The following is a 14,306-nucleotide window of genomic DNA, read 5'->3' as shown; positions in this document are numbered from 1 at the left end:
GTGCAGCCATGCTGCACAAAAGATGAGGGAAGGCCCCTCGAAGCCGCCATGCAGGTGGAGGCTTCAAACCACCGTAAGCTGCGCCGGTTAAGAGCCGGGGTGGTGAGCGTTACGGAAAAGGCAGGACAAGATCTTGTCAGGTAGGTTCCAAGGAGACGAACGCAAGTGAATCACTATTGAAGTGTCGAAAGCGTAGGGATGAGGTCAAAACCGGGGGGTAGTCGTTAACCCGGGATAAGTTCGGCGGTTACCTGTTTACTGGCCGGGCGGCCTCCGGCATAAAGGTGGCGTGAACTTGGGACAGGCTTTTGTGTGGAACGTGGGAACCTGTCGCCCTGATGCTAAGGGAGAAATACAAGCGGAGGACCCGTAAGTATGAGAGTACCGATGCAGGGCACAGGGGCGGAGCGACCCGTAGTAGTGATGAAGATTCTGTAATGGAATTGGAGCGAAGGGGAAGCATTGACCAGCTTGAAGTAAAGAAAACAACTGGAAACAGGAGGATTGGATTGAACCAAGCAAAGCCGTTTTGTATTCCTAAACTTGAGGTTATGGAGGCATATGAACGGGTTAAAGCCAACAAAGGGGCTGCCGGTGTAGACGGACAGTCAATCGAAGAGTTTGAGTCTAACTTAAAGGACAATCTTTACAAGCTCTGGAATCGGATGTCCTCCGGCAGTTATTTCCCTCCTCCGGTAATGAGGGTGGAAATACCCAAGGGAGACGGTCGAATGAGGCCGTTGGGAATACCGACAGTGTCGGACAGAATCGCTCAGCAGATAGTCAAACAGCAATTGGAGCCGGAATTGGAAAAACATTTTCATCCGGATTCGTATGGCTATCGACCGGAGAAATCTGCTTTGGATGCAGTTGGGAAAGCCCGGGAGAATTGCTGGAAATATGACTGGGTATTGGATCTTGATATTAAAGGATTTTTCGATAATATTGACCATGATCTTTTGATGAAAGCAGTTCGGTATCACACGGATGACAGATGGGTGCTTCTGTATATAGAACGGTGGCTGAAAGCCCCTGTGATGATGACAGACCACACACTATTCCATCCAAAGAAGGGAACCCCGCAAGGAGGTGTTATCAGTCCCTTGCTGGCCAATCTCTTTTTGCATTATGCATTTGACAACTGGATGGAAAGGCAGTGCCCGGCCACACCGTTTGAGCGTTATGCGGATGATGCAGTGTGCCATTGTAAAAGCCTTGCCCAGGCTGAATATTTGCTTAGAAAGCTGAATGAGCGAATGGAGAATGTGGGACTGGAATTACATCCGGAGAAGACGAAAATAGTCTACTGCAAGGATACAGACCGGCAAAAGGATTATGCCCTGACAAGTTTTGATTTTCTGGGTTATACATTTCGTGCTCGGAAATCAAAGAACCGATGGGGAAAATTCTTCATTAATTTTTCTCCTGCTGTCAGCAATAAAGCAGCAAAAGCAATTCGGCAAACCTCACGAAAGTGGAATTGGCCCAGGCGCAGTGACAAGAGCCTGGAAGATTTAGCCCACATGTTCAATCCTGTCATTCAAGGTTGGATTAACTACTATGGCAGGTTTTATAAATCTGCACTCTACCCGGCCTTAAGGTGCCTGGATCGCCGGTTGGTGATTTGGGCAACAAGGAAATACAAACGTTTTAGGGGACATCGACGAAGGGCAAGTCAGTGGCTGGCTCGAATTGCACGAAGACAGCCAAATTTGTTTGCCCATTGGAGACTACTCTATGCATAGGCTGGTCAATAGGAGCCGGATGAGCGGAGACGTTCACGTCCGGTTCTGTGAGGGCCTGAGGGGGTGGTTCCCTCGGGCTACTCGACTATCAAATAAACAAAGCAGACCACCTGAAAATGCAGAAAAGGGCAGGGGCACGGAAGTTGAAAATCAGTTTGAAATAAGCATTTCCGTAAGTTCAGATCATATGGGTGCCTGGATAGAAAGACGCAAACCTGATGAAATTGTGATCACATTAAACCAGGTTAAAGATGCAGTCATGACAGATGGTATTGTCAACGGTATCTATCCTGATTCTTTTATCCAGTGTTTTCTTGATTCCGGTGTTAAAAAATTTCCAGTAGCCCGGGTGGATTGTTTTGATCTTTTGAAACGGCAAGGCCTGCTTTCTTTATACATAAGTGAAGATAACGGCAAACCAATTGAGAAGAAGAAAGGTGAAGTTCTCATAGAACAGAAAGTTACTGCCATGGAAGTTCAAGTGAAGAACTTGTATGGTGAACAGATGAACGCGTTAGCAGCGAATGGTTTTGCTGTTCGTTGTGGAGAAAATACCAGATGGTCAAGGGACAAGTTAAAAATTCTTGCCGGAAAATCAGGTATGGCTGGGCTTTCAGCCGATAGAAAAGTATTTATTCATCCTGTGCTTCATCTCCTGGAGGATGCTGACTATCGTCACGGACCCATCGAACCGTATGCCGATTTATCGGTATCAGGGGCGATCATCGGTGCATATCCAATAACAGCAGGCAAGGTAAGCGCCGAAGAAATTTGGGATGCAAATATTGATGCCATAGGTGATATCCGTGCCGGGGTCGGTATTACGAATTCGATTATCCGTGCCCAGGGAGATGTTCATGCCCGTTATCTGCATAACAGCAGAATAGAGACCTTTGGCAATCTATATGTTCAAAATGAGATCATTGACTCACAGATCAGATGCGGTGGGAAATTTGAAAGTCCAACATGCAGGGTTATTTCTTCAAAAATTTATGCCAAGGGCGGGGTTATAATTTCAGGCGTCGGAAGTGAGCGGGCAGCACCAAGTACGATCGTTGCAGGCGGCGAACAACATGTTGTGGGGCTTGTGCAAACCATTCTGGATATAATGAATTCAATTCTTGATAAGTTGGAAGAGCTTAAAGGTGAACAATTATACCAGCAGGCGCAGGCCGACAAAATTTTCAAGAAAATGATCAAGCTTAAAAGCTTTCATGACAAGACCCAAAAAAAGAAAGATGTGTTGTTATCTGAATTAAATAGAAAAATGGAAACCCTCAACAAGAAAACTCTGGCTAACATCCAAAAGCTCATTTCAACCTACGATAAAAGAGTAAACAGTTCTCTGGTCACATTGAAAACAATGAATGCCACCAAAAAAGAGCATGATACATGTGTGGTGGAACTGGAAAAAGAGATTTCCATATTTACTACCCAGGCAAAAAAAGAGATTTTTTCACATGAAACGACACTCTTTGCCTATTTGGAAAAATCAAAGGAAAGAAATGGCGTTCCGATTATTGAGATTACGGGAAAAGCATATGCGGGTACCACTCTGGGTGGTGTTTACCAAACAGTGTTACTTACTGATGATCAAAACGGTTTCACGGTTGAAGAGGTGTGGCCTCAGGGAAGGTATCCTGAGTTGCAATTTTTAAAGCGGGGAAGATAAAAGATGTTTCTATTTCAGATTGCCACAGAATAAAGACGAGTGGACAGCCCCTGACGAATGAAGCCGGCTTTTTATCAGATGGACCTGGGTTGATCAGTCGGTTAAATGTTATATTAAACCGGGACTTATCGGCAATCGCTTCGGATAGTATTGCTTTAATGCAGGGTAGGGCTTGCTGTGAAATATTTCCGAGAAATTTTAGGGTTAGATGAAAATTTTGAGCTGAAGGCCATCTTGCATCAATGCCGGAGGAACGAATTGCAGTCTGGATTTGACCTATTTGACGCTTCATCTGCCCGTCAAGAACGATTGCGATAAAACATCGGATTGTCTCGTTTGTTTTATGGCTTTTATCAGGAGTCAAGCATCTCTCCAAAATGTTTCATGTGGAACAAAGGTTGTGTAAATATCATCTGTACGCATGATTTTTTCTTTCAACTTAGAAAGATAATATAACTGTTGAATTATACGTTTAAGATGCGGGCATGAACCTTATCTATATCCAGGGAATCAACCCGTTCAATGTAAAAACAGATCCCTGGGTATGCTTGGGTAAGCCGGTCTATATTCGTTTTCCGGTCACCCTGGAGCCGGGACAAAGACCTGGGGTGTACCTGGAGAACAACACTCTTTTTTTCACCTGATTCTCCAATCCCTTGCCGGCCTGTTAGGAGCGTGCCGATTTGTTCGCAGGCCTGGTCAAACATAAGGGCGGATAAAACCAGATGACCAAAAGCCGGATGCCATGGACCGGCAATCATCTGGCCGGCGTCATCCATCATCGGTGTGGCCTGAAGCCCTATGCGTGCTACCGATACCCCGGAACACCTGAAAATTTTGACCATTTTTTTTGTCTGAGTAACAGCCTGGTCAAGACTTAACGGCACATAACGTCCGGACCGGTACCATTGGGCAAGCCTGGAACCATTCAGTACCAACAGAGGGTATATCCTAGCAAGATCCGGTTTAAGTTCCGATAGTTCCTTTGCTGTACGTACAGCACCGCAATCGTTATCGCCGGGCAGTCCAACCATCACCTGCACCCCGGTTTTAAGGCCATTTTCCTTAAGCAGGGCCAGGGCTTTGCGGGTATCCTCACTTGTGTGCCCCCTTTCGGCCAGGGCAAGTACTTGATCATCCATGGACTGGACACCCAGTTCTACGGTTTCAAGGCCAAGTGGCCGGGCAAGATCTATAACCTGGCGAGTGATAGTATCCGGACGTGTGGAGCAGCGAATGGCATGGATTTGGCCCTGCCGGATCCATGGCTGTACCGCCTTAAGCAGTGTAAGGATTCTGGCTTTTTCCAGCCCAAGAAAATTGCCGCCGAAAAAAGCCAATTCCACTCGGGAACGATTTTTTTTAAACTGAAGATAGGTATGGATAGCATCTGACAGACGTTCGGTCTCATTGTCAAACTTCTGCGTTTCGGACGTCTGTTTTGCGATCAGGCGTTGGTTACAAAATACGCATAAATGGGGGCATCCTTGGTGGGGAATAAAAAAAGGGATTACCAGGGGCGGGGACATAAAGGCTTAATCAAAATTGCGGTTCAAAATAGCCAGCGCTTTTTTGGCGGCATCCTGTTCAGCAGCTTTCTTGGTTTTACCAGTACCCATGGTGGAAATCGAATCCAGATTCAGGCAGATCTCAAACGTTTTGTCATGGTCAGGACCCTTCTCTTTTGCAAGGGCATAATCCGGGGTTTTGCCAAAATGCTCCTGGGTAAATTCCTGGAGACCGCTTTTATAATCAATGAAATCAGATGAGGCCAGAACCTGCTGCACGGGTTCTTGAAAAAGACGGTTCACCATGGTTTGTGCTCTTTCAAATCCGGCATCCAAGTACACCGCTGCAACCACAGCCTCAAAGGCATCTGACAGAATCGAATTTTTGTCACTGCCCCCTGAAAGAGATTCTCCCTTACCCAGCTTAATAAAGCGGCCCAAATCAATCCTGCGGGCAATGTTCGCCAGTCCTGTTTCACTGACAAGATTTGAGCGCAGCCGGGAAAGGTCACCTTCCTTTTTTAAAGGATCGCTTTCCATAAGCAGATGCCCCACACATACCCCTAGCACGGCATCGCCGAGGAACTCAAGGCGCTCATTATCCGTATCGCAGGTATTCTGATTTTCATTAAGATAGGAGCGATGACACAGGGCGTTGGATAAAAAGGCCCGGGACTTAAATCGGTAATCAAGGTTTTGTTCCAGCAGATCCAGACGGGGAACGGACTGGACTTCCAGTACTCGTTCGTTCAATGTTTTGAACACGGACATGGCTATATTCAAATTGCCTCTGCCCCGGCCCAGATCCACCCCTTTATTGAAACTGCCATGGAAATCAGACCCTCCCGTAGCCACCAGTCCTTTACTGTGTACAATTTCAGACAGATGTTGTCGCAGGGCTGAGTCATGTCCTGAATAATAGACTTCAATGCCTTCAAGTCCCTCCGCGACCAGCAGATTCACAAAGGTATCCAGATCATGGGGACGTTGAAAATCAATGATTCCCGGATGGGCCAGAACCGGCAGACCACCGGCATCAAGAATCAGCCGGATCGCTTCTTTGCAGGATATTTTAAATTTATCAACATAGGCGGGTTTGTTTTTACCCAGGTAAAGATCAAAGGCCTGGCGAAAATCAGAGACATAGCCTTTTTCCACAAGCAGTTCGGCAATGTGGGGGCGGCCTGTCTGGCTGGCGCCAAAACGACTTTCCACCTCGTCCAGGGTAATGTCAAATCCCAATGCATTAAGTTTTTTAATGATTTTGGGATTCCGCTTGGCCCTGGCCTCTGCCGCACGAGTCAGTGCCTCGTTCAACCCACAGTCATAAACGGAAAATCCATATCCAAGCATATGAATGCTGCCAAGGGATTTGAACTCAGGCGGAGGAGAACACGAAATTTCAACACCGGTGATAAATTCAACCGGATATGAATGAACAATATCTTTTATTTCCAGAATTCCGGCAACGGTATCGTGGTCAGTCAACGCAAGTGCCTCAATGCCGGTGTCTCTGGCCAAATCAAGGATCTGTCTGGGCGTCAGAGACCCGTCCGAGGCAGTTGAATGTGTGTGAAGATCGATCAAATCCTGCTGTAAAGCCTAAGAGGGGAAATTAAATTCCCAGAGCCTTCTCCATGTTCTCTTCACGGGTTTTGCAGGTGATGCACTGGGTTGTCACCGGCCGGGCTTTGAGGCGTTCTATGGAAATTTCCTCCTCGCAGCTTTCGCACTGGCCGAATGTACCGTTTTCAATTCGCTCTAAGGCCTTTTTGATTTTTTTAATCAGTTTGTGTTCCCGGTCCCGGATGCGCAGTTCAAAAGTTCTGTCCGCCTCATGGGAGGCCCGGTCCGTAGGATCAGCAAAGTTCTCCTTGGGCTGGGTCATGTCTGTAACGGTTGTGTCGGCATGGGAAAGCAACTCATTGAGCCGTTCAGTTAACAACGCTTTAAAATAATCCAAATCTTCTTGTTTCATAGTGTTGTCCTTCTCTTAAATATAGATTTTGCACGACACCTACAAAGTTCATTATTATATGTAGATATGTTATTACTGTAAAGCGTTTTTGTCAATATCTGGATTTCCTATTTAAATCAGCAGATCCGGGGCAGCTGTTCGCCGGTTAGCATATCCACAATCCGGGTGCCGCCGATAAGCGTTTCCAACACCACCCGGCCGGGGTCCTGATCTGTAACCTCTCCGACAATCACAGCCTCTTTGCCGAATTCATCCCGGCGAATAATATCCAACACCTTCTTGGCATCCGCTCCAGGTACAATGGCGATGAGCTTGCCCTCATTGGCCAGGTAGAGGGGGTCAAACCCTAAAAACTCGCAAATGCCCCGGACCGGACCGCGCACCGGCAGACGGTCCTCAAAAAGCTGGATGCCCACCTTTGACTGGACGGCAATTTCGTTCAATGTTGTACCAACGCCTCCACGGGTGGGGTCCCGCAGCACGTGAACCGAACAGCCTGATTCCAGCACCGCTTTGACCATGTGGTTTAAGGGTGCAGAATCGCTTTTTATATCTGAATCAAATTTTAGCCCTTCGCGTTCGCTCAATATGGTGACGCCATGATCGGCAATTGTACCTGAAACAATCACTTTATCGCCGGGTCGCGCCCTGTCACCCGAGACATTGACCCCGGCCGGAATAAGGCCGATCCCGGAGGTGTTAATGAATATTTTATCAACCTTTCCCCGGGGCACCACTTTGGTGTCGCCTGTGACTATCCGGACCCCCGCCTTTTTGGCAGCCCCGGCCATGGATTGAAGGATGCGTTTAAGGTCGGAAATCTTCATGCCTTCTTCAATGATAAGCCCGACTGATATATATAAGGGGGTTGCCCCGCACATGGCTACATCATTGACAGTACCGTTCACGGCAAGTTCACCAATATCCCCGCCGGGAAAAAAGATGGGGTCCACAGTATAGGAATCCGTTGAAAAAGCGAGCTTCCCCGCGGGTACTTCAAAAATTGCGCCATCGTCCTGTTTCGCCAATAGTCCGTTATCGAACAAAGGCAAAATCAATTCCGAAAACATGGCATGGGAAACCTTGCCCCCGGCACCGTGGTCCAGAAGGATTGTATCATTATCGTTCATGGTATGTTCCTTGTATCTTATCTGCTGTATTTATAAAAAGCCGCACAGGCCCCTTCACTGGAGACCATGCAGGGGCCCACAGGGTGGATGGGGGTACAGGCTTTTTTATACAGTCGGCACTGGTCCGGTCGTTTCAGTCCCATTAAAATTTGGCCGCAGTCGCACCCGGCCGGCTCCGGGGTATCCGGAATCGAGATATCAAATTTTCTGGCAGCGTCAACTTCATGAAACAAGTCTCTCAGCACCATGCCTGAATCCGGAATATTGCCAATCCCCCGCCAGAGGGCGTCGGCTTTTTCAAACACCTGATCCATGATTGCCCGGGCTTTGGGGTTCCCGGCATCAGCCACGGCCCGGGGATAGGCATTTACCAGCCTGGGTGCTTGGGAGGCATTTTGTTCCACCAGCATGAGTAATGCCTTAAGGATATCCACAGGTTCAAATCCTGTAACCACCGCAGGTATCCGGTATTTTTCAAAGCTCGGGGCAAATGCGTCAGGCCCTGTGATCACTGATACGTGCCCGGGCAGAATAAATCCGTCTATCTCCACGCCGTCGGTCTCCATGAGCGCGGCTAATGCCGGCGGAGTCAGCTTGTTTGCGCTATAAACGCTGAAATTATTTATCCCCTGGGCTTTGGCTGTGAGTATTCCCCCTGCAATGGTCGGAATGGTGGTCTCAAAACCCACTGCGCAAAATACTATCTCTTTGTCCGGATTTTCCTTTGCCACGGACAGGGCATCAAAAATGGAATAGACCATCCGGACATCGGCACCCTTGGCTTTTTCCGCAGCAAGGCTGGACCCGGATCCCGGCACCTTCATCAGATCACCGAAGGTGGTCAGGATCACATCAGGCCTGCGTGCCAGCATTACATAGGCGTCAATGTCCTTTTGGGCGGTTACGCACACGGGACAGCCGGGGCCTGACAAAAGGGTAATGGTGTCGGGCAGTACAGAGCGGATACCGTAGCGAAAAATGGCCATGGTATGGGTGCCGCACACTTCCATTATCCGCAACGGGCGGGCGCTTTTTTCACGGATACGGGCCACCAGGGCCTTTGAAAGTTCAGGATCTTTGAATTCCTGATTATATGTCAAACTCATGAAAGACCTTTAAATTCCATTCATTTTGCCTTGAAGGGCCCCGGCCGCCATGGCCTGACCCAGGGCAATACCGCCATCGCCGCAGGGAACAATACTGTGGGTATATACCTTAAAGCCCTTGGTTTTAAGCATACGGGTTATGTGGGAAAAAATCGTATCATTGTTAAACACCCCGCCGGACAGAACCACCCGGTCAAGTCCGGTTTCCTGAGCAACCTTCACGGCCGCATCCACCATCATGCCGGCCAGGGTCAGATGAAACCGGGCCGCAATCCGGCCCCGGGGCACACCACGTTTGATATCGGTTACCATCTGTCGTACCCATAGCCCGGAATTGATAATAAGGCAGCCGTCAGCCCCGGTTTTCATGTCAAAGGGATACGCCGCCGTTCGGCAGTCTTCAAAATCTGCAGCCGCCTCCAGGGCAATGGCTGCCTGGCTGTCATAGGAGATTTTGTGGCAGAGCATCAAAAGGGCGGATACGGCATCGAACAAACGTCCTGTGCTGGATGTCATCGGACTGTTCACCTGTTGTTTCATCATCTGAATTAAAAATGCAAGCTTGGATGTATTAAGAGACCGGACAAAGGGGATATCCAGATCCATTATTCCTGACCCATATACCTTATATAACAGGGACGCCGCCATGCGCCAGGGTTCCATCACCGCCGCATCCCCTCCGGGCATGGGCAGGTAATTGAGCCGGGCCCGGCGCTCAAACCCCTCATAGGTGCAGGCCAGGACTTCACCACCCCAGATGTGACCGTCCGTCCCCAGGCCGGTGCCGTCCAGGGTCAGGGCAAGCACCTTGCCGTCCAGATGATTTTCCGCCATGCAGGAAAGGGCATGGGCGTGGTGGTGCTGAACCCCTATCAGGGGCAGACCCTGACAGCTAAGCATTTTGGCGAACCGGGTGGAAAAATATCCCGGATGCAGGTCATGGGCCACACACATCGACCGGATATCCAGGATTTTTTGCATATGTTCAATGGTGGCGCTATAAAAATTATGGACCTGCACCGATTCCAGATCTCCGATGTGCGGGCTTAAAAAGGCGTAGCGGTCCCTGGTCAGACAGATGGTGGATTTCATACCCGCCCCGCAGCCAAGGATATTGGCAAACCCGTCTTTTACAGGCGGTGTGATATCCACAGGCAGGGGGGCATATCCCCTGGATCTGCGCAGAAACCGCACCTTACCCTGCTGAATTTTGGCAATGGAGTCATCGGCCCTAAAGTATATATCCCGGTTGTGGAGCAGAAAATAGTCGGCAATATGGGAAAAGGCATCCAGCGCATGTGCATTGTCAATGGACAAGGGCTCGCCGGACCGGTTCCCCGAGGTCATGACCAGAATATCGGGTCCCTTCTCCAAAAGCAGATAGTGCAGCGGTGTATAGGGCAGCATGATACCAAGACAACGATTGTCCGGGGCCAGATTCGGGGCCGGACCCGTGCTCACGGATTTGGACAAGGCCTTTTTTTTCAACAATACAACGGGCCGCTGATAGGATAAAAGCAGCGCTTTTTCATCCCCATCCATGCAAACATGGTGAAACAGGGAAGAATCCCAGGCCGCCATCAAGGCAAAGGGTTTATGGGGGCGTTTTTTTCTTTGGCGCAGCCGTTCAACAGCCGTCTCATTGGCGGCATCCACAGCCAGGTGAAACCCGCCCAGCCCCTTGACCGCAACAATTTTTCCCTGCCTGAGAAACTGGGCTGCAAGTGCCATGGCCTGTGCCGGGTTCTTCCCGTCCACCTGTTTTCCCTTATTGTCGAGCAAAAACACCTGGGGACCGCAAACCGGGCAGGCATTGGGTTGGGCATGGAACCGCCGGTTTAATGGATCTTCATATTCTTTCCGGCAGTCCGGGCACATGGCAAAGGATTTCATGGCGGTTTTTGGCCGGTCATAGGGAATATCCCGGATGATGGTGTATCTTGGCCCGCAATTGGTGCAATTGATAAAAGGGTATTCAAACCGGCGGTCAGCGGGATCCTGCATCTCTTTGAGGCAATCGGGGCACACCCCCACATCCGGGGAGATCAAGGCAGATCTGGTCTGGGTATCCCGGCTTTTAACAATCTTAAAATCAGTCAGCTCCAAAGGCTGTGTATCCGTTGATACCATGTCTGAAATCTGCGACAGCAGCGGTTTTTTTTCCAAGACATCCAAAATAAACGCATCCAAATCCTTTGGCGCACCCTGGATAAAAATCGCTACACCAAAATCAGTATTGGACACATGGCCGCAAAGATGGTGCGCGCAGGCTAAACCAAATAAAAAAGGGCGGAATCCAACACCCTGGACCACCCCTGAAATTTCAATCTTTTTTGCCGCGATACCGGAAGAACCCATTTACAGACGTCAGGCCGGGTCGCCGCCCAGTTCAAGTATCCTGCGCATGTCTTGAATGGTTTGCAAGGCAGCTTCTTCATCTACCTTTGAAATGGCAAATCCGGCATGAACAATAACATAATCCCCGATCCCTGCATCGTCGAGCAACATCAGGCTGGCCTCACGGACCACCCCGTCCACCGCTACCTTTGCTAGGGTATCGTTTATTTCAATAATTTTTGAAGGTACAGCCAAACACATATGTTCTAAATTACATCCTATTGTTTTTATTTTTAAGTCATTAAACGCAGTATATCATAAAATGAGGTGGTTCATTTACCGGTTTTTCGACGCCCTTTTTTCTTTTCCCACTCTTCGTTTGCCAGAATCATTTCTCTGATATTTTTTGATGTTTCCGTGACCTCAACCGTAAAGGTATATTCGTCCTTGGAAACGGTTATTTTTTCTATTTCCTTACCTAAAAAATCCTGGATTTGTGTTAACAGATCCTTCTCCTCACTGCTGCAAAATGATATGGCTTTGCCTTTGGATCGGCCGCGACCGGTTCTGCCGACCCGATGGACATAAATTTCTTTTTGTTCCGGAAGATCATAATTGATCACATAGTCAACATTGGGGATGTCAATGCCCCGGGCTGACACATCCGTGGCAATCAGTATCTTGTCATCACCCTGCTTAAACCGGTTCAAAACCGCCAGTCGCTCGTCCTGATCTTTTTTGCCATAAATGGTCAATGCATTTATGCCCGCTCTTTCCAGGGCTTTGGCCACCCGTTCGGCCCGTACGGTCGTCCTGACAAAAACCAGGATTTTGCTTTCCGGATTTTCCCGGATGAATTTGCGCAGGAAAAAGCGTTTGTCGTCCATTTCCACAAAAAGGACATAGTGGGATACATTTTTTGATACCGGATCTTCAGGTGATATCTGGATCCGTACGGCAGATGACTTAACCTGTGAATAGGCGAGCTTCTTAATGTTTTTGTCTATTGTTGCTGAAAAAAACAGGGTTTGGTGCCGTTGTTTTAAAAGTCGTTTGATGCACTGGATATCATCAAAAAATCCTTTGGCCAGCATTTGATCGGCTTCATCAAGGATTAAAATTTTAACCTGTCGGATATCAATGGCTTTCTGGCTGATCAGGTCAAACATGCGGCCCGGCGTGGCAATCAGGATATCAACCCCTTTAGTAAGGGTTTGAATCTGATGCTCCTGTTCCACACCGCCGAAAACGGCAAAGGGATTCACCCTTGTTTTGCGGCATAACGCCATAAATACGTCCTGTATCTGGACGGCCAACTCTCTGGTGGGAACCATAATAATACTTTGGATGCCCTGGTCTTTTTTGGTTTTTTTCAGATTCAGGATGATATCTATAACCGGTACCGCAAATGCCACGGTTTTGCCGGTTCCAGTCTGTGCAATAGCCAGGACGTCTTCCCCTTTTAATATAGAGGGAATCGCTTTGTACTGAATATCTGTAGGCCTGATAAGCCCCTGGGCTTTCAGATTTTTTTTCAGGGTGCTGTTTATTGCATAGGTGTCAAATTTCATGTGGTTTTGCCTGTCTTGGGGTGGTTAATTAAAGGTATCCAGGTTGCAATGTCAATGACTGAAGGGAAAAAGGTAATTTTATCCGGCCTTCACACTGGATTGAAGCTATAAGGTAACCGTTTAAGCCTAAAAAGAAAAGGGGTCGTAGAAAAAATGAACAACGTTACCCAGGCTACGAGGCGTGGGACGAATAGTGTTGTTTATTGGAGACACACACTTCTTCAAAGGTCTTAATATCCGCAAGAATGCGCGTGGCAAGATCCAGAAGCGCCATACACACAGCAGCACCTGTACCTTCCCCAAGACGGAATTTCAAGTCTATCAAAGGCTCCAGACCCAGGCGGTCGTGCATATATTTATGGCCGATCTCCACGGATTTGTGAGAGGCAAACAGGTAATTTTTTGCGGCCGGGGCCAGTTCACAGGCAATCAGGGCGCCTGCCGTGGATATCAGTCCGTCGCAGACCACCGGAATGCCTTTAGCGGCAGCACCGATCACCAGCCCAGCCAAGCCGCCGATTTCAAGACCCCCGACCTTGGCCAGCACATCAAGGGGATCCTTGGGATCAGGTCTGTTTATCTCCAGTCCCTTTTGGATTGCAGCAATCTTTTTGGCAAGGCCTTTATCGTCAACCCCTGTGCCACGGCTGGTCAGGCTCTCCACCGGCAGGCCTGAAAGTGCCGCAATAATGGCAGTAGAGGGCGTGGTATTTCCAATGCCCATATCCCCTGTGCCCAGAAGATCCACAGGGGTTTGGGCGTGCAGTTCGTTGACGATTTCAATGCCTGCTTCAATGGATTTAACCGCCTCTTTCCGGCTCATGGCAGGGCCCTTTGTAAAATTGTCGGTGCCGTGCTTCACTTTTTTATGAAAAATGGGAAGCACGGGGTCAAAATCATAATTCACACCGATATCCGCGGCTTTCACCCGGGCCCCGGCATGTCTGCCGATGATGTTGACGGATGCCCCGCCCCCGACGAAATTAAACACCATCTGGGGCGTTACTTCTGCGGGGAAGGCACTGACCCCTTCCTCAACCACACCATGGTCACCGGCGCAGGTGATGATCTGTTTATTGGTTAAATGGACGTCAATGGTTCCTTTAATGGCGGCCAGGCGAGCCCCGATATCTTCCATAATTCCAAGGCTGCCCGGGGGTTTTGCCTGGTCCTGAAGACGCTGTTTGGCCTTTGCAAACGCTTCCTGATTAAGTTCGGGTTTGATGATCGAAATGGTCTGTTCAAGCAGGGACATTGTT

The 14,306-nt window shown here is 48.8% G+C and carries 13 protein-coding genes; 3 read left to right on the top strand and 10 right to left on the bottom strand.

Going from position 1 to position 14,306, the window contains the following annotated elements:
- The 3 genes from DESPODRAFT_RS20220 to DESPODRAFT_RS00840 all read left to right on the top strand — a co-directional run bounded on the left by DESPODRAFT_RS20220 (nucleotide 1) and on the right by DESPODRAFT_RS00840 (nucleotide 3,417).
- Nucleotides 1-144, top strand: coding sequence for a hypothetical protein (locus DESPODRAFT_RS20220; protein WP_172635710.1), 144 nt, complete (start codon nucleotides 1-3; stop codon nucleotides 142-144).
- A 194-nt stretch (nucleotides 145-338) separates the two neighbouring features.
- Nucleotides 339-1,745: a group II intron reverse transcriptase/maturase gene (gene ltrA, locus DESPODRAFT_RS00845; RefSeq protein ID WP_004072687.1), complete on the top strand. Its 1,407-nt coding sequence runs from the start codon at nucleotides 339-341 to the stop codon at nucleotides 1,743-1,745.
- 19 nt (nucleotides 1,746-1,764) lie between these two features.
- Entirely contained in the window at nucleotides 1,765-3,417 is a 1,653-nt protein-coding gene (locus DESPODRAFT_RS00840; RefSeq protein WP_083843611.1) for a FapA family protein, read from the top strand.
- On the opposite strand, the gene DESPODRAFT_RS19135 is transcribed toward DESPODRAFT_RS00840, so the two are convergent.
- The 10 genes from DESPODRAFT_RS19135 to cobT all read right to left on the bottom strand — a co-directional run bounded on the left by DESPODRAFT_RS19135 (nucleotide 3,350) and on the right by cobT (nucleotide 14,302).
- A complete protein-coding gene (locus DESPODRAFT_RS19135) occupies nucleotides 3,350-3,781 on the bottom strand; it encodes a 2'-5' RNA ligase family protein (protein WP_004070560.1) in 432 nt (143 codons plus the stop codon). The genes DESPODRAFT_RS00840 and DESPODRAFT_RS19135 overlap by 68 nt on opposite strands.
- A 100-nt stretch (nucleotides 3,782-3,881) precedes the next feature.
- A complete protein-coding gene (locus tag DESPODRAFT_RS00835) occupies nucleotides 3,882-4,946 on the bottom strand; it encodes an elongator complex protein 3 (RefSeq protein WP_004070558.1) in 1,065 nt (354 codons plus the stop codon).
- A gap of 6 nt (nucleotides 4,947-4,952) precedes the next feature.
- Nucleotides 4,953-6,512 (bottom strand): ribonuclease III, encoded by a 1,560-nt coding sequence (gene rnc / locus DESPODRAFT_RS00830; protein ID WP_004070556.1) that lies wholly within the window; start codon nucleotides 6,510-6,512, stop codon nucleotides 4,953-4,955.
- A gap of 28 nt (nucleotides 6,513-6,540) precedes the next feature.
- Complete coding sequence (gene dksA / locus DESPODRAFT_RS00825) at nucleotides 6,541-6,903, bottom strand: RNA polymerase-binding protein DksA (protein WP_004070554.1); 363 nt, start codon at nucleotides 6,901-6,903, stop codon at nucleotides 6,541-6,543.
- A 116-nt stretch (nucleotides 6,904-7,019) separates the two neighbouring features.
- Entirely contained in the window at nucleotides 7,020-8,033 is a 1,014-nt protein-coding gene (gene hypE, locus DESPODRAFT_RS00820; RefSeq protein WP_004070551.1) for a hydrogenase expression/formation protein HypE, read from the bottom strand.
- A gap of 17 nt (nucleotides 8,034-8,050) precedes the next feature.
- Nucleotides 8,051-9,139, bottom strand: coding sequence for a hydrogenase formation protein HypD (hypD, locus tag DESPODRAFT_RS00815; protein WP_004070542.1), 1,089 nt, complete (start codon nucleotides 9,137-9,139; stop codon nucleotides 8,051-8,053).
- Between the two features lie 9 nt (nucleotides 9,140-9,148).
- Nucleotides 9,149-11,497, bottom strand: a complete 2,349-nt coding sequence (gene hypF / locus DESPODRAFT_RS00810) for a carbamoyltransferase HypF (RefSeq protein WP_004070540.1) — start codon at nucleotides 11,495-11,497, stop codon at nucleotides 9,149-9,151.
- Between the two features lie 9 nt (nucleotides 11,498-11,506).
- Nucleotides 11,507-11,737, bottom strand: a complete 231-nt coding sequence (locus DESPODRAFT_RS00805) for a HypC/HybG/HupF family hydrogenase formation chaperone (RefSeq protein ID WP_004070539.1) — start codon at nucleotides 11,735-11,737, stop codon at nucleotides 11,507-11,509.
- 71 nt (nucleotides 11,738-11,808) lie between these two features.
- Entirely contained in the window at nucleotides 11,809-13,047 is a 1,239-nt protein-coding gene (locus tag DESPODRAFT_RS00800) for a DEAD/DEAH box helicase (protein WP_004070538.1), read from the bottom strand.
- 172 nt (nucleotides 13,048-13,219) lie between these two features.
- A complete protein-coding gene (gene cobT, locus DESPODRAFT_RS00795) occupies nucleotides 13,220-14,302 on the bottom strand; it encodes a nicotinate-nucleotide--dimethylbenzimidazole phosphoribosyltransferase (protein ID WP_004070537.1) in 1,083 nt (360 codons plus the stop codon).
- Nucleotides 14,303-14,306 lie beyond the last annotated feature (4 nt).

This window comes from Desulfobacter postgatei 2ac9, assembly GCF_000233695.2.
Classification (GTDB): Bacteria; Desulfobacterota; Desulfobacteria; order Desulfobacterales; family Desulfobacteraceae; genus Desulfobacter; species Desulfobacter postgatei.
Note: the sequence above shows the minus strand (reverse complement) of the source record. Positions and strands in the feature narration are given on the sequence as shown.